This window comes from Arachidicoccus sp., assembly GCF_050436765.1.
GTDB lineage: Bacteria > Bacteroidota > Bacteroidia > Chitinophagales > Chitinophagaceae > Arachidicoccus.
This window is the reverse complement of record NZ_JBNQGD010000039.1, coordinates 1-21,637: the sequence shown is the minus strand read 5'-3', so window position 1 is coordinate 21,637 and position 21,637 is coordinate 1. Positions and strand designations below refer to the sequence as shown.

Below are 21,637 nucleotides of genomic sequence, written 5' to 3'. Positions count from 1 at the left end.
ATAGAAATACCCGCCTGGGAAGCAATACTATTAGCTTGTATAAGTGAAACAATAAATCCTAAAACACCGGCAATCAGGATTAAGCGTACAAAATACTTTTTAATCAATTTATAATTGAATGTATTTCTTTTTCTGAAATAGAAAATCATTACCATTGCTGGTATGGTCAATAAGTTCAAAAGATGGACGCCCACAGCCAATCCCATCATAAAACAGATAAAAACAATCCATTTATCCGAACCAGGTTCATCAGCTTTATGCTCCCATTTAAGCATAGCCCAGAATATTAAAGCTGTAAAGAAAGCCGAGAGTGCATATACCTCACCTTCGACAGCGCTATACCAAAACGAATCAGAAAAGGCAAAAGCTAATGCGCCTACGGTACCGGCAAGCATTATCATGAAGATTTCATTCTTAGTTAAATCTATAGTTGCACGTGAGGCCTGAACAATCCTACGAGCAAAATGTGTAATCGTCCAAAACAAAAACAGAATAGCAAAACCACTAGCTAAGGCGCTCATCACGTTTACCGCCTTGGCTGCATCCAAAGGATTATCCCCAAACAGGATAATAAAGAATCTACCTACTAAAACAAATAGCGGCGCTCCTGGCGGATGCGGTACCTGCAACTTAAAACAGCTACTTACAAACTCCCCACAATCCCAAAAACTACCACTCAATTCGGCAGTCAAAATATAAGTAGTACACGCAATAAGGCATACCACCCACCCAACAATGTTATTCGCTTTTTTAAAATTCATTTGGAAATAAGTTTTGCTATAGAAAAATTTCTATTAAATTCAACCTGGTCTTTGATTGAAGGCAAACCTAAGTTAATCTATTGATATTGCAACAGCACAAAATAAATATTTTTTATAAAAAATTTCTAATCTTTTTCCCTAAATAACCCGCTTACCAAGAGCAATAATTCAAATTTCAACCCATTTTTAGCGATTTATTTTTATAATTCATGGAATTCGGGAAACAAATCCATCTTACTTATTAAACTCTTTTCAAATTTACCAGTCGAACACCACAGTTCTTTTTTGCAGTCGACCCTGCTCTGGTATTATTTGAATTTTGTGTGCATAATTCATAGAATCGTAAAAAATAGAAAGATGGGTATCTCAAAAGAAAGGTTGCAGCACCTAAGTTGGCGTGCGGGTTTTGGCCAAATAGAAAGTTCAGAAGAACCTAATTTGCGAAAGCTTATACGCAGTCTAATTCACCAAAACTGCTCCAAAATTGACACCATTGTCACGGCTCAATCCAGAGAAATACTTCAAAACGATTACACTTATCGTCAAATTAAAGCAGATGCTGCTTTAAAGAAGGACATAGCAAAAACAAATAGAGAAGGCATTAAAAACCTCAACATTCTTTGGTTGCAGGAAATGTTTAAAACGGATAAACCTTTGCGCGAAAAAATGTCGTTGTTCTGGCATGGACATTTTGCTTGTCGTGTACAAAACATATCGCATCAGGAAAAACTCTTACAAATAATCAGGGAAAATGCTTTGGGCAATTTTGGAGACCTGCTTTCTGCCGTTTCAAAAAGCGCTTCTATGCTGCAATTTCTGAATAATCAGCAAAACAAAAAACAGCACGCCAACGAAAATTTTGGCAGGGAAGTCATGGAGCTTTTTACCATGGGGCGAGGAAATTATACAGAGAAAGATGTAAAGGAGGGTTCGCGTGCTTTTACCGGATGGGCCTTTGATAAGAATGGCGACTTTATTTTTCGGCAAAAAGTACACGACGACGGCAAAAAAACATTCTTAGGAAAAACCGGAAATTTCGATGGCGATGATATCTTAAAAATGCTATTAGAACATAAAGCCACCGCCCATCACATTACCGAAAAGATTTACAAATTTGTTGTAAACGATACACCAGACGAAAATATTATTGCACCACTAGCGGAAAAATTTTATCAATCTAATTATCATATTGGCAATTTATTGGAAAACATCTTCTGCTCCGACTGGTTTTATGATAAAAAAAATATTGGTGCACGTATTAAATCTCCTATCGAGTTAATTGTCGGAATGGAACGCACCATACCTGCAACTTTTGCCAATGACAATGCTTTGCTTTTATTCCAAAGAACCTTAGGACAGGTACTATTTTATCCACCTAATGTGGCAGGTTGGCCGGGTGGTAAAGATTGGATTGACAGTTCCACCTTACTTTTTAGGATGCGTTTACCACAAATAATGTATGCTTCAGAAGAATTTAATATTCGCCCTAAAGCAATGCCGGAAGAAATGGACAACAGTTACACTTCAGGCAACATACACGACGATTTACAAAAAACTTATATGGTGCGCAACTATAAAAATAAAGTACGCTCCACCCCTGATTGGGATCCCTTTTTGAAGAGGTTCGCCAATGAATCAGTCGATCAATTGCCTAAAGTTGTGGCAGATACTTTACTGGTAAATCTACCACAAACCGTCAATAATAGTTTGTTGGAAAAATATGCAGTTGCCTATAACCATCCTACAGAAATTAAGAAAATGGCCGTTAATTTAATGTGTACTCCCGAATATCAACTTTGTTAATCGTCAAAAAATTGTACTATGTCTACATATAGTCGTCGCCGCTTCGTGCAAATGGGTTCTTTAGCGTCAGCATCTTTCTTTGTACCTAAATTCCTGAAAGCTTTTGAACGAAAAGCGATTGCAGAAAACAAGATTTTGGTCGTGCTGCAACTCTCGGGCGGCAATGATGGGTTGAACACCGTAATCCCTTACAACAACGATATTTATTATGCATCTCGTCCGGTGCTCGGAATCAAAAAGAACGATGTTTTAAAAATGGACGCCGAACAAGGGTTACACCCGTGTCTCACAGGATTAAAGACTTTGTACGACAATGGAGAAATGGCTTTATTAAACGGCGTAGGTTATCCTAATCCCAATCGCTCACATTTTCGTTCAATGGATATTTGGCAAACAGCTAGCGACAGTGAAACTGTTATCAATACAGGCTGGATCGGCCGATACTTAGATGCACAATGTAAGATATCAGACAAACCTACTTTAACTTTAGAAATTGACGATACACTTAGCTTGGCACTTAAAGGAAAAAATAATACCGGCCTCGCAGTAAACAATCCAACACAATTTTACGGGGATAGTCACGATAGTTTTTTCAAAGCTATTTTACAGAAACACCCGGTCAATGACGAACACCTGAATGTCGATTACCTCTATAAAACCCTGGCCGAGTCTATGTCTTCAGCAGATTATATTTATCAGCAATCCAAAATTTATAAATCTAATACGACTTATCCCAACACCAATATTGGCAAGGATTTAAAGACAATTGCCGAATTGATTAATTCCCATATAGATACCAAAATCTATTATGTCTCACTCAGCGGCTTCGATACACACGTAAATCAGCACCCACAACAACAGAAACTGTTTACCGAACTAAGCGGCGCCGTTGACGCCTTTGTAAAAGATTTAAAAAGCGGCAACAGATTCAAGGATGTAATGCTAATGACCTTCTCGGAATTTGGCCGTCGCGTCAGCAAAAACGCCAGTGGCGGCACAGACCACGGCACGGCCAATTGTATGTTCTTAGTTTCCGGGGGGTTAAAGAAACAAGGTATTTTAAACACTGCTCCTAACCTCGCAGATTTAGACCAAGGCGACTTGAAATATCAAATAGATTTCAAAGATGTGTATGCCACCATGCTGCACAATTGGTTAAAAACCGATGATACCCATATCCTCAACCGGCAGAACTGAATATGTACATAACTAGATTGTTACTAAAACTTGCATCTAAATAAATTTTAGTATAAGCTCAGCCTTTTTACCAAAAATCTTATAACCGTAATCTTGAAAATCTGTTTCCTGTTCCGGCTTGAAGGTTTTGCAAGAAACCGCAACCTAGGCAGCACCCACACCAACATAATTTTGAATATTAATCTGGAAGCCTACTTATCGCATTGTTTGGGTGGCAGTTCATCACATTGATGTACATTCGTAAGGTCAAATTTAATACATGAAAAAATTATTTTTAGTAATGTTGGCTGTATTTCCAATGTTACCATGTTTTGCTCAGAACCCTAGCACAGCAGATGCTTCGGATATTTTATTACAACTGAAAAAATTAAATGTGTTGGGGTCTGTACTATATATTGGAGCGCACCCAGATGATGAGAACAATGCATTACTACCCTATCTGGCTAAGGGAAAGCTATACCGTACTGCCTATCTAAGCCTGACAAGAGGCGATGGCGGACAAAATCTTTTGGGTGATGAGCAAGGTGTAGAGCTAGGGCTCATAAGAACCCAGGAATTGCTAGCAGCGAGAAAAGTAGATGGCGCAGAACAATATTTTAGCAGAGCTTACGACTTTGGTTTTAGTAAAAGTGCCGCAGAGTCCCTTCGGATTTGGGGCAAAGAAAAAATATTAAGTGATGTGGTATGGGTAATTAGAAAATTTCAACCCGATATAATTATTAAACGATTTCCACCGGATAAAAGAGCAGGCCATGGGCATCATGCGGCTTCGTCCATTTTAGCCGATGAAGCTTTTGCAGCTGCTGCCGATCCCAAACGTTTTCCCGAACAATTTAAATATGGCGTAAAACCTTGGCAAGCACAAAGAATTTTATGGAACACTTATAATTTTGGTGGCAATAATACCACTAGCAAAGACCAGTTGAAAATAGATATCGGTGGTTATAATCCACTAATAGGAAAAAGTTATGGCGAATTGGGCGCAGAGGCCCGTACCATGCACAAAAGCCAGGGCGAAGGTAGGCCAGGAAGAAGAGGTGAATCCTATGAATATTTCACAACTACAGCCGGTTCACCCGCCAAAGAATCTTTAATGGACGGCGTTAATACTAGCTGGCAAAGACTTCAGAGTGGTGCCGCAATATCTTCTATGATCAACGACGTAATAAATAATTTCAACTCGCAACGGCCTGAAGCATCGGTACCTGCCTTAATAAAAATATATAGGGCCATAAAACTACTGCCCGAAGGCGTCTGGAAAGAAAAAAAATTAGCCGACACACAGCGCCTAATTGAAGAGTGCAGTGCCTTATTCATAGATGCCACCTCCAATCAGCAAAAAGTAGTTCAGGGTGGAGAACTTAATATCAATTTCACTTGCATTAAAAGAGCAGATGTAGATGCAAAACTGATAGGTATCCACATCAACCCATTTGATACGACCTGCAATATCAACTTAGCGACTAATCAAAATTATTATCTGACAAAGGATCTACCTATAGCAAATGACAAAGAAATATCTCAACCTTACTGGCTTAAGTACCCATTGGCAGGCGGTATCTTCGATGTACGGAATCAATTGTTGATTGGCAAAGCAGAAAATGATCCTCCGTTTCAGGTCAATTTTTTAATTAAAATTGATGGCCAGAATTTTATTATAAAACGAGCGGTTCAATACCGGGTAACAGATCCGGTGAGAGGCGATTTATATGAACCCATTGTCGTGTTGCCAAAGGTGGAACTCAACTTTGTAAAAGATAATTTTATTTCTATCAATGACCAGCCGGTTCAGATTGAATACCATGTAAAATCAAATGAAAAAAATGGGAATACAGATGAACCTGTAATATTGGGCATCTCCAATGGCTGGGAAAAAATCGACAAAAAAGTGAATCAGTCTTTTCAAAATAAAAATGGAGACTATGAAGTAGTGGAGGAGTTCAAACCTGTTTCGACTAAAACGAACACGACAGAACAAATTACTTTAAAAACTGCGGACGGAAAATATAATGGATATTCTAAAACAATAGCTTACAACCACATCCCCACGCTAGATTATTTTCCCAATGCAAAAGCAAACCTAGTAAAACTTGATATTAAGATCGTCGGTAAAAAAATTGGTTACATCGAGGGCGCCGATGATAAAGTGGCAGCGTCGTTGATCGCGATGGGATATAACGTGGAAACCTTATCTGAGGCCGATTTGACGGACGCTAAACTGGCCGGCTTCGACGCCATCATTACGGGAATCCGGGCCTATAATTTACACGAATATCTGAGCGATAAAAATGATGTCCTAATGCGTTATGTAAAAAATGGAGGTAACCTGATTGTGCAATATTTAAAAAGCAATCAAGTAGGACAGAAAAATATCGTCGTAGGACCTTATCCATTTTTTATAAATTCCGGATCAAGGGTTACTGAAGAAGATGCAAAAGTAAATTTCCTTTTGCCCAATAACCCGGCATTAAACTATCCGAATAAAATCGTACCAAGCGATTTTGATGGATGGGTGCAGGAAAGAAGTACCTACCAGGCAATTAGATTAGATCCCCATTTTGAAATGCCACTCGGCATGCACGATAGTGGCGAGCCACAAAGCAATGGCAGTTTGGCTATTGCAAAATACGGCAAAGGAAATTTTGTCTATGCCAGTTTAGCATTTTTCAGGCAGTTACCGGCAGGCGTTCCGGGGGCGTACAGACTGATGGCTAATTTGATCGCCTTGCCAAAGAACGAATAAGGCGTTTTATAATCTACTTTTCATTAATCAACATTCGCTTAATGAGTTTAATTGATTGGCTGATATTGATAATCGTTTTACTGGGCATCATTGTGTATGGAATTTACAAAAGTCGCACAAGCAAAAACCTGGACGGCTATTTCCTAAGTAACCGAAGCATGCCTTGGTATCTGGTATTGTTGAGTATTATGGGCACACAAGCCAGCGCCATCACCTATCTTACCGGTCCTGGTCAGGCATATACAGACGGAATGCGTTTTGTCCAGTATTATTTTGGGCTTCCATTAGCGATGATTGTCATCAGTATTTTTTTTGTACCGGTTTACAGCAAATTAAAAGTGTATACTGCTTATGAATTTTTAGAAAATCGATTTGATATAAAAACTAGAACATTTACGGCGTTCCTTTTTTTGTTATCTCGTGGTCTTAGTACGGGTGTAAGCATATTTGCGCCCTCTATAATTTTGAGTTCACTCATGGGTTGGAATATTTATTATACCAATATTGTCATGGGGGGCTTATTAATTATCTACACTATGAGTGGGGGTGCCAAGGCAGTAGCTTATACGCAGAAATTACAAATGATTATTGTCTTCATTTCTCTTTTTTTAATCGGGTATATAGCTGTGAGCCTCTTACCTGCTGGTATTGGCTTCAAAGAAGCGATTAAAGAAGCAGGAAGCTATGGCAAAATGAATGTTATTACAACCGGATTTACTAAAAACGGGTTCGATTGGAAGGATAAATATAATTTGTGGAGTGGCATTATTGGCGGTTTTTTTTTAGCATTAAGTTATTTTGGAACGGACCACAGCCAGGTGGGAAGGTACTTAACAGCAAAAAATTTAAGTGAAAGCAGAAAAGGATTGCTGATGAATGGCCTGGTAAAAGTGCCAATGCAATTTTTTATTCTATTGATTGGTGCACTTATTTTTACATTCTATTTGTACCACAAAGCACCCGTTTATTTCGACAATACAAAGATGTTGGAGGCACAACACACGCCGTATGCAGCCAATTTAAATAATATCGAAAGTAAATACAATGCCGCCTTTAAAGATAACGATAAAGCTGCTTCCGATCTTTATAGACAACAATATAAAGAGGAACTGCAAAAGGCCTTTCCTCATGATGATACGAATGATGCCAATTTCATTTTTTTACGATTTGTAAAAGATAACCTCCCTATTGGCCTGATCGGGTTGTTGTTTGCGGTTATTTTTTTATCGGCGTGGGGGAGCATCGCTGCTGCATTAAATTCGCTTGCAGCTTGCAGTGTCGTCGATTTTCACAAACAATTTTTTGTAAAAAATGAGTCTTCTTTAGACGATTATAAGGTATCACAATGGTACACTTTTGGCTGGGGTATATTTTGTATTATCATCGCCATGTTTGCGCACAATATTGGCAATAGTCTTATAGAAGCAGTCAATATTCTTGGTTCGATTTTTTATGGGGTGATCTTGGGGGTTTTTCTAATAGCCTTCTGGATAAAATGGATAAAAGGTAATGCGGTTTTTTATTCCGCTATCATCTCTGAGATCGCGGTAATTTTTATTTACCGGGCTAATATCATTTCATTTTTATGGTTAAATGTTATTGGGGTGTTATTGGTAATTTTCACCGGAGTAATTTTTCAGTTTCTGATAAATAAAAAAGTAATAAGCCTGCTGCAATAAGTGATGAGCAAATAGCTCGCTGGCGAATGCAGGAAGTGAATCAAAGCTATCCGATAAAATTAATATTATGCCAATCGATTTTTTAATTATCCAGTAATTAATACTTTTGCAGAATGCAAAAACAGGTAATTGTCATTAAATTAGGTACTGCTTCCATAACAGATGAAAATGGAGTTATCAGCAAATCGGTTATTAAAAAAGTGGCGGCTTCTATTGCCGATCTTTCAAAAACATATAACGTCGTACTGGTGAGCAGCGGTGCCGTGGGCAGTGGCAAAGCATTTATCCAACATTATAAAGGAACTTTAAGTGAAAGAAAAGCAGCTGCGGCTATAGGCAATCCCATTCTTATACAATTGTATCAAAAGTTTTTTGCTGAATATAAAATACCGGTGGCACAGGCCCTTTGTGAACGGCATCATTTCAGTAATCGTTCGCAGTTTCTTCAACTAAAAGAAACCTTTGAAGCTTTTTGGGCCAATGGGATAGTACCGGTTGTCAACGAAAACGACTTAGTAAGCAATGTTGAACTAAAATTTTCAGACAATGATGAACTGGCCACTTTGATAGCAATTGGCTTCAATGCACAAAACCTTATTATTTGTACTTCAGTAGGTGGCTTTTTAAACGATAAAAAAGAAATCATCTCTGTTATCGGAAAAATTGATAACACGATAATGGCCTTCGTAAAAAAAGACAAAAGCACAGTTGGACTTGGCGGGATGGTTTCCAAACTCACCTTTGCCAGATTAGCGGTATCATTGGGCATCCAGGTAATTATTTGCGGGCTGTCGGGTATCAACCCTTTTGCTGATGCGCTCGCGGGAAAAAATGGAAGCGTATTTACAGCACATCAAAGCAATTTAAAAGCAAGGCAAAAATGGTTGGCAAGTGGCAGCATCACTATTGGGAGCATTACAGTAGACAAAGGAGCAGTGAAGGCATTGGAACAACGCCGCAGTCTATTAACGGTTGGAGTTATGACTATTCAAGGTAAATTTGCCGCAGGCGAAGTGGTGCAGATTATGAATGACGAAGGAAAAATTATCGGAGTTGCGAAGGTAAAGATAGCCGCAGGACCACTGAGTGAAAACCTGCATATAAAACACGTGATGGCAGCCCATGCAGACGATATTGTGCTTTTTTAATAATGAATGAAACTAAATATTCGAATCAAAAAAACAAAACATGCTACCCGTTGAACCACTTATTATAAAAACATACAAAGCCGCCATTGATTTACGCAACTGCACCAATATGCAGATAAAAGGAGCATTACGCTCAATAGCAGACGGTCTTTTGGAAAATGCCGCAATCATATTGGATGCAAACACCAAAGACCTGGCGAAACAAGATCCGGATAATCCACGTAACGATCGATTAATGTTAAATGAACAACGAATAAACAACATCGCGAAAAGTATCCGTAATATCAGCAAACTACCCAATCCGGCAGGCATAAAGCTGCAGGAAAGAACTTTGCCCAATGGACTTCAATTACAAAAGATTTCCGTTCCAATGGGTGTCGTGGGTGCTGTATATGAATCAAGGCCAAACGTAACGTTTGACATCGCCGCCTTATGCCTCCGCAGCCAAAATGGTTGCCTGCTTAAAGGCAGTAGTGATGCGGACGAAACGAATAAGGCTTCGATAAAGATTATCAAAAATGCTCTTCGCCAAAACGATATCAATCCAAATTGTGTAACCCTTTTACCTTCAGAAAGAGAGGCAGTAAAAGAACTATTTAAAGCTACCTCTTACGTCGACGTGATCATTCCACGTGGCTCAGACGGTCTTATTAAATACGTTCGCGAAAATAGCCAGGTACCTGTAATAGAAACGGGCGCAGGAGTCTGTCATATTTATGTGGAAAGTGAAGCTGACATTAAAAAAGCGGTTGAGATCGTTGTTAACGCAAAAGTTTCTCGTCCGTCAGTTTGCAATGCTATGGATACTATTTTGGTAGATGAAAAGATCGCTAGTTCATTCATAGAAAAATTAAAACCCCGAATGGATAAATATCATGTGGAAATATTTGCAGACAAAAAAGCTCACCAATTATTAAAAGGGTATCCAAATCTGGTAACAGCAACTGCTGAAGATTTTGGCCGTGAATTTTTAAGCCTTAAATGCGCCATTAAAATTGTGAAAGATATAGATGGGGCCTTGCAGCATATTCAAAAATATTCCACCAAACATTCCGAAGCGATTGTCTCCGAAAATAAAAAACAATGCGCACGGTTTTTGAAAGAAGTAGACGCAGCTGCCGTTTATTCCAATGCATCTACCCGTTTTACGGATGGTGAAGAATTTGGCCTTGGCGCCGAAATCGGCATTTCAACTCAAAAGCTCCATGCACGCGGGCCATTTGCTCTGGAGAAATTGGTTACAGAAAAGTGGATAATAAAAGGTAATGGACAAATAAGGGAGTAATATATAGCCGTAGAATGCTGGAAAATAAAAAAATTAGCGTGTCAATGACGGATGCGGCTTCCGTCTATCGATCAAATTACCGACAAGTCAAACAGCAAAAGCAACAAATTCAGGCATAATAATATCTAAAAAACCGGGAATTAGCATTTACGCAAATTAGCTATCTATGAGAATAACCAACAGCAATTTAGAGGACATTCCGGAAATATTTAGGCTATATAGATTAGCTACCGATTTCCAAAAAATAAAATTTCCAGAAAACCAATGGCCTGAATTTGATTCAGCGTTAATAACTGCCGAAATCGTTGAGAACCGGCAATTTAAATTATTAATTGATGGTAAGATGGCCTGCATTTGGGCGATAACGTTTAGTGATACCCAGATTTGGGAGCATAGTGAAAATGATGCTTCTCTCTACATTCATCGCATAGCTACCAATCCAGAGTTTAGAGGGAATAACTTTGTACAGACCATTGTTGACTGGTCCCAAAATTACGCCCGAAAACAGAATAAACAGTTTATTAGAATGGATACCTGCGGAAAAAATGAGCGGCTAATCAATCATTACAAAAATTGTGGATTTAATTATTTGGGAATCAAAAAATTGAGCAACACTTCTGAATTACCCGCACATTATCACCATGCAGATGTTTGCTTTTTTGAGATAGTATTAGGATAATGCAGAACACTTAGAAGCTCATCTCTTCCGTGCGAAACAAGATATATTACAAATACATAAAACGGCCTTAAAACAATAGATCAAGTAAATTTGGTATAACAAATATTCCAAACTTAACTTAAAACATTGTCCCAAGGCCGTAGTAAATTGGACAGTCTGTACCAACAAGCTATTTGACCATAAACGTTACCTTTCTCTTTCCCCAAAGCAAAGTGACTAATCCATTGTGACCAATAGTAAAAGTCATCCTTTCAGTTGAAGTTGGGTTCATTTTTTCAGTCGTTTTTACACGTAGCTGGTCCTGAGTTGCATCGTATTTAAAGGCGCCCCACTGCTTCCAGGTTTTATTAAAAATTATAGAAACATTTTCCCCTTCAAACAAGGTAAAAAGGCCATATTTTCCAGCAGGTAAAGAATGACCATCAATAGTAACATCCTTATCGGTGGTAAATACAGTTGCTTCATTGGCACCGGTACGCCATACTTTACCGTCTAAGGGTTCTAGGTCTTTCCCAATGGTTCTTCCTTTTACAGCCGGCTGACTATAATCGATAGAAATGGTAGCACCACTTTTAATGGTTTGGGTTACCAAGGCAGGTGGGCTAGGTCTTTTGCTTTTATCTTCTTTTTTTGCCTGAGCATTTACCTGAAGACTCAACATTACGGCTATTGCAATAAAAAAAATTGAAAATAATTTTTTCATATAAATGAATTTTTAGTGGACACCAAATGTACTTAAATACTTAAACAGGTCCATTAAAATTTCGAATTAATTTTTGGGGCCAAAAATTAACATTTTCGTCTTAAACCAACCACAAGAAATGAAATGGAAAAATTGATTCTTACATCATTTTCATCTCAATTCCCGCAGTTACAGCCAATTCGTCAGTTTAACTTTCTATGATTTTCTCTTTAATCACGACCAGATCAGCAATATCAACGTTCATAGGCAAAACGCCAATTTGCACAATGGCGCGCTTCCCACGTAGTTCCAATACGTTCCCGACCTGATGATTTTTTTTAAGTTTCACTTTTGCACCGACACTCACGTGTTCATTTAATTCCAGATATTTCGATTGTATTTTCTTAGCCATTTTACCGGCTACAACTTTTTCATTTTTCGGGAAAAGAATACTATTGATTTGCTTTACGACCTCTTCTTTGTTATCGGCTTTGCGCCATTCCAAAACCATCTGGCGCAATTTACGTTCCGTTTCTTTCAAATAATTAATTCTATCCTCCGAAATTTTATTCTGTTGTTGCAGCAGTTCTATTTGTTGCCGATGTTTTTCTTTGTTCAACACCTGTTCCATTTCCTTTTTCAACTTTTCATTATCACGCAACAATTTATGCAGTTCACGTTTTTCTTTTTCCAACTTTTGCAACCCCTGCTCAGTATTATTTAATAATTTATCCAACCGGAAATGATCATCTTCCACTAATCCCCTTGCGCGATCGATTAGATTTTTGGGTAACCCTATTCGTTCTGCAATAGAGAATGTATAAGAACTTCCCGGCTTTCCAACCACCAACTGATACATTGGCTGTAAGCGCTTTTCGTCAAAGGCCATCGCCCCATTAAAAATACCTTTGGTCCGGTTGGCCATCACCTTTAAATTAAGATAATGGGTGGTCACAATACCTACCGAATGTTTGCGTGCCAACTCTTCCAAAATAACTTCAGCAAAAGCGCCCCCGAGATTGGGGTCAGAACCGCCACCTAATTCATCGATAAAAAATAAAGTTTTACCATTCGCGTTTTCAATAAAATATTTCATGTGTAGTAAATGCGAAGAATAAGTACTCAATTCAAATTCAATACTTTGCGTATCCCCCAGGTGGATGAAGAGCTGTTTAAAAATACCCATCTCTGAATGTGGGTGTACGGGCACCAACAATCCGCTCTGCATCATCATTTGATTTAGACCAATTGTTTTCATGGACACCGTTTTTCCGCCTGCATTCGGTCCGCTAATAATTAGGATACGATTATTCTCGTCAAAATTTATAGTAACGGGAATAGTAGGCTTGTTGTTTTTTTTATTATATAAAAATAATAAAGGATGATAAGCATCTTGTAAGTTCATCACAGCCTTATCAATCACATTGGGATAATGTGCATGCATATCAATGGCCAGCCTCGCCTTGGCGGCAATAAAATCAAACTGCCCTGAAACAGTATAGTAGGTTTGCAGTAAAGGCGCATAAACAGAGAGCCTGGTCGTAAGTTCGCGTAATACTCGCAGGACTTCTTTTCGCTCATCGTTCTCTAAAGCATATATATCGTTATTCAATTCAATAGTTTCCTCTGGCTCGATAAAAGTCGTTCTCCGGCTATCGCTCTCGCCATGCAAAATACCTTTCACTTGTCTTTTGTATTCCGAAAATACAGCAACAACACGACGACCATTGCTAAAACTTTCGCTAATATCCGCGGTATAGCCGGACTTACTTAGTCTCGCCACAGCTTTTTCAAACATGCGCCTTAGTTCGTTCCTTTTTTTAGCTAGTTCATTTCTAATTTTCTGCAAGGCACTGGAAGCATTGTCTTTAACGTTCCCATTCTCATCAACAATCTCGTCAATTAATTGAAGGATAGATTTTTCGTAATAAATATTTTCAATTATTTTTTCCAATGCCGGAAAGGCTATTCGCCTTTCTTTATCGAACCAGCGAAAAATATTTTCAGCAACAATTGCCAAACGACGAATCAGCAACCACTGCTCTCCTACCAACGTACTTCCAGGTATGGCTAATAATTTCAAATCTTTAGCAATATTCAGTACCACCTCATTGGGAAAATGAAGCGATTGTTCGCTTAATAATTTAAACTCGTGTGTCTGTTTTAGTTCCGTTTCAATATAATCTTTTAGCGTATGAATACGCAGATTCAACGCCTTTTCCTTGGCATACTCCGTCCTGCAATAAGCTGCCACCAAGACTTTCACCTTATCAAATTCTAACTGTTCTGCCGCATTGCTGGGGTATATCTTCATATCTAAATTCTATCAATCTCTTTTTATTCTTTTTAAAAACGTATCGAGAAATGTTGCTTTACTTTATTTTCATTTCTAAAAAATACCAATCCAACAAAAAACAAGTCAATACTTAAAGTTACTTTTTCATTTGCTATTATTTTATGCCAAGCAGCTTTCATCTCTTCGCTCCAATGAATATCGTCAAAGACTAAAATAGAATGCTCGTTTAACACCGGCAGCAATTGCATAAAATATCTAAGGGTGGGCTCTTCGCGATGATTACCGTCTACAAAAACAAAATCAAACGTTTTATGCTCATTTTGAAACTTGCTAATAATTTTGGGCAGTGTATTATCCATATTACCTAAAATCAATTCAATATTTTCCATCCCTAATGCCTGAAAACCCTGTTTTGCTACTTCCGCAATTTCTTTAGCGCCTTCCATCGTAAAAACTTCTGCATCTTTATTCCCTTGCGCCAGGTAAGCGGTGGTAATACCAAAGCAGGTACCCAGCTCCAGCACTGATTTTGGCTGATAGAACTGTACCATTCTAAACAAAAGACGACTATATTTATTAGGCTTCAAGGCAGATTTTGCAATTGCAGAAACTTTTCGTTTGTTGGTTGGGTTAACTCTTGAGCCGGCGCCAAAATCTTCAATTTCTAATACACGATTATCTTGTTTTAATCTACACCTCAACTGCTCGATGTCGTCATAAAAGGGATATTTCCTTTTATCATTTAATATTTTTGTGATCAACTCAAACACAAATGGAGAATGCATTCCATGCCCTTTACCATTGGAAGCAATCAATAAATATCTTAGGTATTTTTTTACTAATTGAATTTTTGAATACATGCTGCGAAGATACGTCCGAACTTATAATAAATATAGGCAACAATTACAGAAATTAGGTCAAATCAAAACGTCACCCATAAAAAAGACAAGGCGAGTCCACCTTGTCTTTTCAAATTATTGTCTTACGTCTACATTCCACCACCACTCATATCAGTTCCACTATCACTACCAGAAGGTTGCACCTTACGTTTAAATAGTGATTTATCTATCTGTCCGAAGCGATAGCTTAAAGTAAGGTTTACCGTACGAGGGCTATTGAATCTAGACGTATTTTGAATCATAAATGGTGTCTGAGAATATGTTTTATGGTAATCAGTTGCAAATATATCATGAATAGAAGCAGTGAGAGAAAGTGTATTACCACCCTTCCATTTCCAATCTTTTTTTACAGCTGCATCTACTTGGTAATTTGGCGCAATATAACCTTGAGACGTTCCTAAGTCATTAAAGCCAAAACCACCACGATGTTGGCTATTATCGTTATTAGGCAATACAGTTTTTGCATGGTATTCACCCGATAATTGTATAGAGATATTAGCCGGCAAATTGAAATTATTATTCAGTTTTCCAAACCAACTCACTCTTTTATTTTGTGTGCCACCGGAAGCATTAATAACGGAATTAAAGATGTTCACATTGGCAATCAAATCCCAAATCTTCAACAATGTTATTTTATTGGTTAATTCTAATCCATAAGTGCTACTGCTGGAAGCATTTGCATAACTATTAATAACTGTTTTTTGACCAGGAATAATGGTAGAGTCGAGGTATTGATATAAGGTGATTAAATTAGTCGAACGTCTATAATAAGCACTAGCCAAAAAATTCCCTCCTGAATTATAGCTGTTATCATAAGAAAGTTCAAACATATTAGTAAACTCCGGATTTAAACTTGGATTACCAACACTAATATTATAAGGATCTGACCTATCATAAACAGGTAATAGTTGACGGAAATTAGGGCGATTAATTTTTCTTGAATAATTAAGTTGAATATCTTGTCCTTGCACAATATTATAGGTCAAAAAAGCACTGGGGAAAAGACTGATTGGATATTTCACGTTAAATGGTGTCGCGCGATTGCCGGTAATACTATATTGTGTCCCGTTGTAGCTAGAACTTTCTGCACGTAAACCCAATTGATAAGACAGCGCTTCTCCAATTTTAGACGAGAATATGCCATAAGCGGCGTATACTGCGTCACGATAGGAGTAACGGTTTGAAACAATTGTATCCAAATGCATTTCACTAATATCCTGAGCAGTTCCAGTAGAATCTACATACTGATAGCTGTTGGTGGTAAAGTTTCTAATAGCCGCTCTCACACCTGCTTCAATTTTACTATTTTTGGTTATTGGATTTACATAATCGGATTGCAATGTGAGATATTTAGTGCCCCCATCGCCTAAAGTATTTTGTAAAACATTCGGTGCTCTTTGATGCATAAAGGCCGGGTCACTGAAAGTTCCCGTAGTTAAATATGAGTTAGATGAAGTAGTTGCATCACTATATTTACCATCGAAGGAAATATTATGATTCCCATCTTTAGAGAAATTGTGCTTATAACTTAATTCTTCCGAATAATTAGTAAACTGAAATTTAGAATGAGAAGCCAAATTATTGTAAACAAAAGGTAAGCCATTAACCAAAGAATCTACTTCTTGCGGTTGATTTTGATTAAATACACCTTTTACATAATCCCCTGAAATAGTGAAGGTATTATTATCATCCAGCAAGAAATCTGTACCGGCATTTAAAAACGTAAATGATCCAGTACTTTTAGATTCACCTCTTTGTACAATAGAGGTATCGTTTAAATTATCTCTGTCGGAATAATTAGACGAATTTCTATTACGACCATGGTACATACCACGTGCAAATACATTAAACTTACCTTGTCGCAAATTAAAATCACCGCCCAACCTTAAAGAATTTCTGGTATCTAACCCAGCTGTAAATCCGCCATTATAACCCGATTTCCTGTTTTTCTTCAATACAATATTGATAATTCCACCACCACCACCAGATGCATCATACTTTGCAGAAGGATTAGTAATTAACTCTACTCTATCAATAATATCTGATGGGATTTGGTCGATTGTCAAGGTGGTAGGCTTGCCATCGATAAATATTTGAGGCGTGGCTCCCCGAAGACTTACATTTCCGTCAACATCTACATCCACTGACGGTATTTGTGCCAAAACTTCCTGCGCTGTTTGACCAGTGCTCACCAGGCTTTTGCTGACATCAAATATTTTACGGTCAACGCCCATTGTAAAATATTGTGCAGCGGTCGTTTTTACAGTAACTGTTGAAAGCTTGCTATCTGTTTGTACCATTTCTGCATTTCCGATGTCAAATGATTTCTGTAAAGGAGTAAGTGTAAATATCTTTACAAAATCATCGTGTCCAACTACCATTACTTTCAACTTCAATTTGGCCGATAATGGCAGGCCTACCACACTAAAATTGCCATTTTTTTTAGATACAACACTACTCAAAAGCATATCTTTTACATTCTTGGTAGCGCTATCAATTTCTTCCTTAAAAACAAAAACAGAAGCACCTTCTATAGGTTGTTTTGTATTTACGTCTGTTACCATTCCATTAATACTGCCCTCCTTCTGTGGATTTGCGGGTATTTGCGATGCAGGATCAGGCGATTTTTGTGCGAACGTTGAGAGAGATAAAATTAAACTTGCAAGGAGTACAAAAAACTTAGGTTTCATAAAATGATTTAATCTGAATCTTAATAAAGGATCGATATGGGTGATTAATAAATACAATTGTACTTAATTTCCGTCGCGAAGTTCTTGTATAAAAACTTAATATTTCCACAATGAAGGGACGAACGGTACTCGCATTAGACTAGGATTCATTTGAAAGGTTAACCAATCAAATGTCTTATTCGGTGAACTGGATAAAAGTTTAGGTAAACAAGAAAATAACAGAGGAGATGAGACAGCCTACAATGAGGCCAAAAATGCAGGCAAACAGTTTTAATCTTATTATTGAAAAATTATTTTTATTCCTGAACGCAATAATAGCACCACTTGCAGATGACGGAGACAGCTTATCTGTCAGCATTTTTCGAACACTCCCAGCTTTTAACATTTCATCAAGATATGTAGAAAGAATATGCGGAAATAAAACTCTTAATTCTTTCATAAAAACCTCTTTTATTTGATAAATGGTCTTCTCTCCTATAAACATGGAAAGCATAGGAATATCCTTTGGTAACTTTACAGTTAGAAACTCATCTATATGTTTTTCCAATTCGGGCATTATCTTTTCTACGCTCTGCTGAGATGTTATATGCTGCTTCATCTCCTCTTTTTGTTGCAGTATTAGTAACTCCGCTTTTTCAAAAACTGCTTGCAAAATAAGGTTTTGCTTCGCCGGTAGGTAACCTTGCAACTTAAAACCTGCAAAGTTTACGGGCTGTTGCGGGGAAAAAAAACAATAAACAAGTACACTGATAAACACCCAACATACAAAAGCACATGCAATAGGAAAAATAAAATAAAGGATATAAATGTTTTGCAACAAGTTGAGCGTGCCCATAAAGGAAAATGTATTTAATATAAAAAGCCTCGAAAGTATTCCTTACGAGGCTTTGCGGGAGAACAATGGGGCTCGAACCCACGACCCTCGGTACCACAAACCGATGCTCTAACCAACTGAGCTATGCTCTCCATTTAGGGCTGCAAAGATAAAGATTAAAACATTTCACATCCAAAAAAAATAATCTATTTTTTCAAAATTTATTCTCTCCTTTATAAGGGAAACGAAAATATTAATAAAGTGCAAAACTTTATTTCTCGTTAAAAATATTAAGCGCTTACCCGTCTTTGTATTTTGTAATTCTTTATGTTTACCTTCGTTTCATTTTCAAAAATCAAAATGGTACAAAAAATATTCAGTTATATGACAAGTAAAAAAGCCTTGCCCGTATATGCGATGTTACTTATTAGTGGCATCTTTTGCCTCAGTGCTTCGTGTAAAGGCAGTAGTAATAATAATAATGATACCCTCACTAAACAACAACAACTTTTGGTAGGTATTGGCTATATTATTGAACAACAGCATTATTCCCCCCGACCCATCGATGATGCTTTTTCTCAAAAAATATTTGACAACTTTCTTTCACAATTGGATGGAGAGAAAGATATATTTTTACAATCAGACATACAGGAACTCTCACAATACCGCAATACAATAGATAATGAAATTCACGGCGAAACTCCCATGAGATTTTATCCTGCCGCAGTAGCTATTTTCAAAAAAAGAATAGCAACGCTAAAGCCACTCTATACCAAAATCTTATCACACCCTTTTAATTTCTCTGTATCAGACATGTATCAACCCGTTGGTGACAGTCTGGATTATCCTGCTGATGCAACTGCTGATACAATTGCTTGGCAACAACGACTGAAATACAGAACGCTCGTTGCTTACAATGATTTGCTTGCACAAAAGGCCAAAGCAAAATCCGGTGATAGCCTTAGCAAAAAATCTAATGCTACCTTAGAAAAAGACGCCCGGGCAAGCGTAGAATCCTACTACAATCGCTATTTCGAAAGTAAATTTAATGCAACGACTTTTAGTCCGACTGATCAGTTTAGTATGTTCGTAAATACCATTACACACGAAATGGATCCGCATTCTGATTACTTTCCACCCATTGAACAACGTGCCTTCAACGAGGATATGAGTAACAGCTTCTATGGTATTGGCGCTCAATTACAGGAAAAAGACGGGCAGATAAAAATAGAAAGTGTAATTGTTGGTGGCGCAGCCTGGAAAAGTAAAAAAATAGCTGCAGGCGACATCATATTAAAAGTAGGTAATGGAAAAACCCCTCAAATAGACCTAAGCGGCTATGCTATACAAGATGCAATTAAATTAATTAGAGGCGCTAAAGATTCTAAAGTCGTACTGACCTTAAAAAGGGCCTCGGACGGTTCTATCGAGGATGTTAGCATGATAAGAGAGAAAGTAAATTTAGATCAGGCAGCCGCTAAAAGCGTCATTATTCATGATGGCAATAATAGGATTGGCTATTTAAATCTTCCTGAATTTTATGCAAATTTTCAAGACCCTAAAGGCGCACGATGCGCTATAGATGTAGCAAAAGAACTTGAAAAATTAAAAGCGGAAAATATAAATGGGTTAATAATAGATCTTCGTTTCAATCCAGGTGGCTCACTTTCCGACGTAAATAAAATGATTGGTTACTTCGTAAATGCGGGGCCTGCCGTCCAGGTAAGAAACCGCAGTAATCAGCAACAAGAATTGATGGATAACGATGATAGTGGCTACAAAGGCGTTTTATATACCGGTCCGTTAGTAGTCATGGTAAATGAATTTAGCGCCTCGGCCTCTGAAATTTTTGCCGCGGCGATGCAAGATTATAACCGTGCAATCATTGTCGGTAGTACCAGCACTTATGGAAAAGGAACAGTGCAGACACAGCTACCTTTAGGAAAGCCCAATGAAAATGGAGAGCCGGAATATGGCGGATTGAAATTGACAGTAGAAAAATTCTACCGTATTAATGGAGGTTCAACACAAATGAAAGGTGTATCATCGGATATCGTTATGCCTGATTTATTAGAATCATTTAATAATCGAGAAAAAGATAATCCTTCCGCTTTACCTTGGGATAAAATAGCTCCGGCAAAATACACCCCTTGGCAACCTAAATATAACAAAGAAACGATCACAAAGGATGCTGTCGCACGAATAAATGCCAATCCTGTATTTAGTGCGATCGCCCGTACGAATGTCTGGATGACTAAAAACGAGAATAAGCCTATTGATTTATCCATTGTCAAATACAAGGCTAACCAAGATTCTATCCAAAAAATGTTCAACAAAGACGATAGCGGAGCTTCGCTTAAAACACCTTTATCGGTAAATGTACTAAAGGTTGATTATGATAAGTTTTATAAAAACCCGGATAAAACGAAACAAGGTTGGTACCAAGATTGGCTAAAAAGCGTCTCTAAAGATGTATATATAGAGGAAAGTACGAAGATTGTATCTGACATGATCGAAAATGGCGGAACCCAAATTACTCGTGCAAAATAAAAATTAAAAAGGGTTGCAATGTGCTATGATACAAAAATATTGAGTAGATTAATAAATTGTAGTTTTGAAAAAGAGCCCGCTATTGCATCGGGCTCTTTTTAAATTAAAGTTTCATAGCTCAGAAAAGGTTGTTGGCGTGGCTACTATTATTTGTAAATTTCATTTTTAACATATAGGTTTGCTATCAATAAAATTCACAGAGGATGTTAAAGAAAATTTCGTGGAGTAAAGTATGGCCACACCTTTTGGCAATAGCGGTATTTTTGATAATTGCTATTGTGTATTGTAGCCCTGCGCTTTCAGGACAGGTATTACAACAAGGCGATATCATGCACTGGCAAGCAATGTCCCATGGCGCTTTTAATTATAAAGCTATACACGGCCATTTCCCATTATGGAATACTCATTTAT

Annotated in this window: 15 protein-coding genes and 1 tRNA gene; 9 read left to right on the top strand and 7 right to left on the bottom strand. The window is 37.7% G+C overall.

All coding sequences use genetic code 11. The annotated features are described in order from the left end of the window. Positions 1-761, bottom strand: a 761-nt coding sequence (locus tag ACQR30_RS01500) for a glycosyltransferase family 117 protein (protein ID WP_429730258.1), incomplete at its 3' end; no start/stop codon positions are given. 357 nt (positions 762-1,118) lie between these two features. Here ACQR30_RS01500 and ACQR30_RS01495 point away from each other — a divergent pair. The 7 genes from ACQR30_RS01495 to ACQR30_RS01465 all read left to right on the top strand — a co-directional run bounded on the left by ACQR30_RS01495 (position 1,119) and on the right by ACQR30_RS01465 (position 11,295). Then, entirely contained in the window at positions 1,119-2,564 is a 1,446-nt protein-coding gene (locus tag ACQR30_RS01495) for a DUF1800 domain-containing protein (RefSeq protein ID WP_429730256.1), read from the top strand. An 18-nt stretch (positions 2,565-2,582) separates the two neighbouring features. Then, a complete protein-coding gene (locus ACQR30_RS01490; protein WP_429730253.1) occupies positions 2,583-3,761 on the top strand; it encodes a DUF1501 domain-containing protein in 1,179 nt (392 codons plus the stop codon). Between the two features lie 259 nt (positions 3,762-4,020). Next, positions 4,021-6,504 (top strand): PIG-L family deacetylase, encoded by a 2,484-nt coding sequence (locus ACQR30_RS01485; RefSeq protein ID WP_429730250.1) that lies wholly within the window; start codon positions 4,021-4,023, stop codon positions 6,502-6,504. A 41-nt stretch (positions 6,505-6,545) separates the two neighbouring features. Further along, positions 6,546-8,183 carry a sodium:solute symporter gene (locus ACQR30_RS01480; RefSeq protein WP_429730248.1) on the top strand — a complete coding sequence of 546 codons (1,638 nt, stop codon included), beginning with the start codon at positions 6,546-6,548 and terminating at the stop codon, positions 8,181-8,183. 113 nt (positions 8,184-8,296) lie between these two features. Continuing rightward, on the top strand, positions 8,297-9,331 hold the full coding sequence (gene proB, locus ACQR30_RS01475; protein WP_429730246.1) for a glutamate 5-kinase: 1,035 nt from the start codon (positions 8,297-8,299) through the stop codon (positions 9,329-9,331). A 40-nt stretch (positions 9,332-9,371) separates the two neighbouring features. After that, complete coding sequence (locus tag ACQR30_RS01470; protein WP_429730243.1) at positions 9,372-10,616, top strand: glutamate-5-semialdehyde dehydrogenase; 1,245 nt, start codon at positions 9,372-9,374, stop codon at positions 10,614-10,616. 166 nt (positions 10,617-10,782) lie between these two features. Then, positions 10,783-11,295 carry a GNAT family N-acetyltransferase gene (locus ACQR30_RS01465; RefSeq protein WP_429730240.1) on the top strand — a complete coding sequence of 171 codons (513 nt, stop codon included), beginning with the start codon at positions 10,783-10,785 and terminating at the stop codon, positions 11,293-11,295. A gap of 169 nt (positions 11,296-11,464) precedes the next feature. Here the strand turns inward: ACQR30_RS01465 and ACQR30_RS01460 are convergent, their stop codons facing one another. The 6 genes from ACQR30_RS01460 to ACQR30_RS01435 all read right to left on the bottom strand — a co-directional run bounded on the left by ACQR30_RS01460 (position 11,465) and on the right by ACQR30_RS01435 (position 18,828). After that, a complete protein-coding gene (locus tag ACQR30_RS01460; RefSeq protein ID WP_429730237.1) occupies positions 11,465-11,998 on the bottom strand; it encodes a DUF2911 domain-containing protein in 534 nt (177 codons plus the stop codon). Positions 11,999-12,185: 187 nt separating this feature from the next. Beyond that, on the bottom strand, positions 12,186-14,291 hold the full coding sequence (locus ACQR30_RS01455; RefSeq protein ID WP_429730234.1) for an endonuclease MutS2: 2,106 nt from the start codon (positions 14,289-14,291) through the stop codon (positions 12,186-12,188). A gap of 32 nt (positions 14,292-14,323) precedes the next feature. Continuing rightward, on the bottom strand, positions 14,324-15,133 hold the full coding sequence (locus ACQR30_RS01450; protein WP_429730231.1) for an O-methyltransferase: 810 nt from the start codon (positions 15,131-15,133) through the stop codon (positions 14,324-14,326). Positions 15,134-15,261: 128 nt separating this feature from the next. Continuing rightward, complete coding sequence (locus ACQR30_RS01445) at positions 15,262-17,862, bottom strand: outer membrane beta-barrel protein (protein ID WP_429730229.1); 2,601 nt, start codon at positions 17,860-17,862, stop codon at positions 15,262-15,264. A 199-nt stretch (positions 17,863-18,061) separates the two neighbouring features. Continuing rightward, on the bottom strand, positions 18,062-18,697 hold the full coding sequence (locus ACQR30_RS01440) for a hypothetical protein (RefSeq protein WP_429730227.1): 636 nt from the start codon (positions 18,695-18,697) through the stop codon (positions 18,062-18,064). A gap of 57 nt (positions 18,698-18,754) precedes the next feature. Beyond that, positions 18,755-18,828 (bottom strand) — tRNA-His (locus tag ACQR30_RS01435). Positions 18,829-19,060: 232 nt separating this feature from the next. On the opposite strand from ACQR30_RS01435, the gene ACQR30_RS01430 reads away from it, so the two are divergent. Together ACQR30_RS01430 and ACQR30_RS01425 are read left to right on the top strand one after the other, a co-directional pair. Next, entirely contained in the window at positions 19,061-21,226 is a 2,166-nt protein-coding gene (locus tag ACQR30_RS01430; RefSeq protein WP_429730224.1) for a carboxy terminal-processing peptidase, read from the top strand. Between the two features lie 203 nt (positions 21,227-21,429). Then, a partial coding sequence (locus tag ACQR30_RS01425; protein ID WP_429730222.1) for a hypothetical protein occupies positions 21,430-21,637 on the top strand: 208 nt, incomplete at its 3' end.

Excerpts from the sequence above, each read along its gene's own strand:
- ACQR30_RS01440 (WP_429730227.1), bottom strand. The coding sequence starts at position 18,697 with ATGGGCACGCTCAACTTGTTGCAAAACATTTATATCCTTTATTTTATT.
- proB (WP_429730246.1), top strand. The coding sequence starts at position 8,297 with ATGCAAAAACAGGTAATTGTCATTAAATTAGGTACTGCTTCCATAACA.
- ACQR30_RS01495 (WP_429730256.1), top strand. The coding sequence starts at position 1,119 with ATGGGTATCTCAAAAGAAAGGTTGCAGCACCTAAGTTGGCGTGCGGGT.
- ACQR30_RS01480 (WP_429730248.1), top strand. The coding sequence starts at position 6,546 with ATGAGTTTAATTGATTGGCTGATATTGATAATCGTTTTACTGGGCATC.
- ACQR30_RS01465 (WP_429730240.1), top strand. The coding sequence starts at position 10,783 with ATGAGAATAACCAACAGCAATTTAGAGGACATTCCGGAAATATTTAGG.
- ACQR30_RS01455 (WP_429730234.1), bottom strand. The coding sequence starts at position 14,291 with ATGAAGATATACCCCAGCAATGCGGCAGAACAGTTAGAATTTGATAAG.
- ACQR30_RS01460 (WP_429730237.1), bottom strand. The coding sequence starts at position 11,998 with ATGAAAAAATTATTTTCAATTTTTTTTATTGCAATAGCCGTAATGTTG.
- ACQR30_RS01490 (WP_429730253.1), top strand. The coding sequence starts at position 2,583 with ATGTCTACATATAGTCGTCGCCGCTTCGTGCAAATGGGTTCTTTAGCG.
- ACQR30_RS01485 (WP_429730250.1), top strand. The coding sequence starts at position 4,021 with ATGAAAAAATTATTTTTAGTAATGTTGGCTGTATTTCCAATGTTACCA.
- ACQR30_RS01470 (WP_429730243.1), top strand. The coding sequence starts at position 9,372 with ATGCTACCCGTTGAACCACTTATTATAAAAACATACAAAGCCGCCATT.
- ACQR30_RS01430 (WP_429730224.1), top strand. The coding sequence starts at position 19,061 with ATGACAAGTAAAAAAGCCTTGCCCGTATATGCGATGTTACTTATTAGT.
- ACQR30_RS01450 (WP_429730231.1), bottom strand. The coding sequence starts at position 15,133 with ATGTATTCAAAAATTCAATTAGTAAAAAAATACCTAAGATATTTATTG.
- ACQR30_RS01445 (WP_429730229.1), bottom strand. The coding sequence starts at position 17,862 with ATGAAACCTAAGTTTTTTGTACTCCTTGCAAGTTTAATTTTATCTCTC.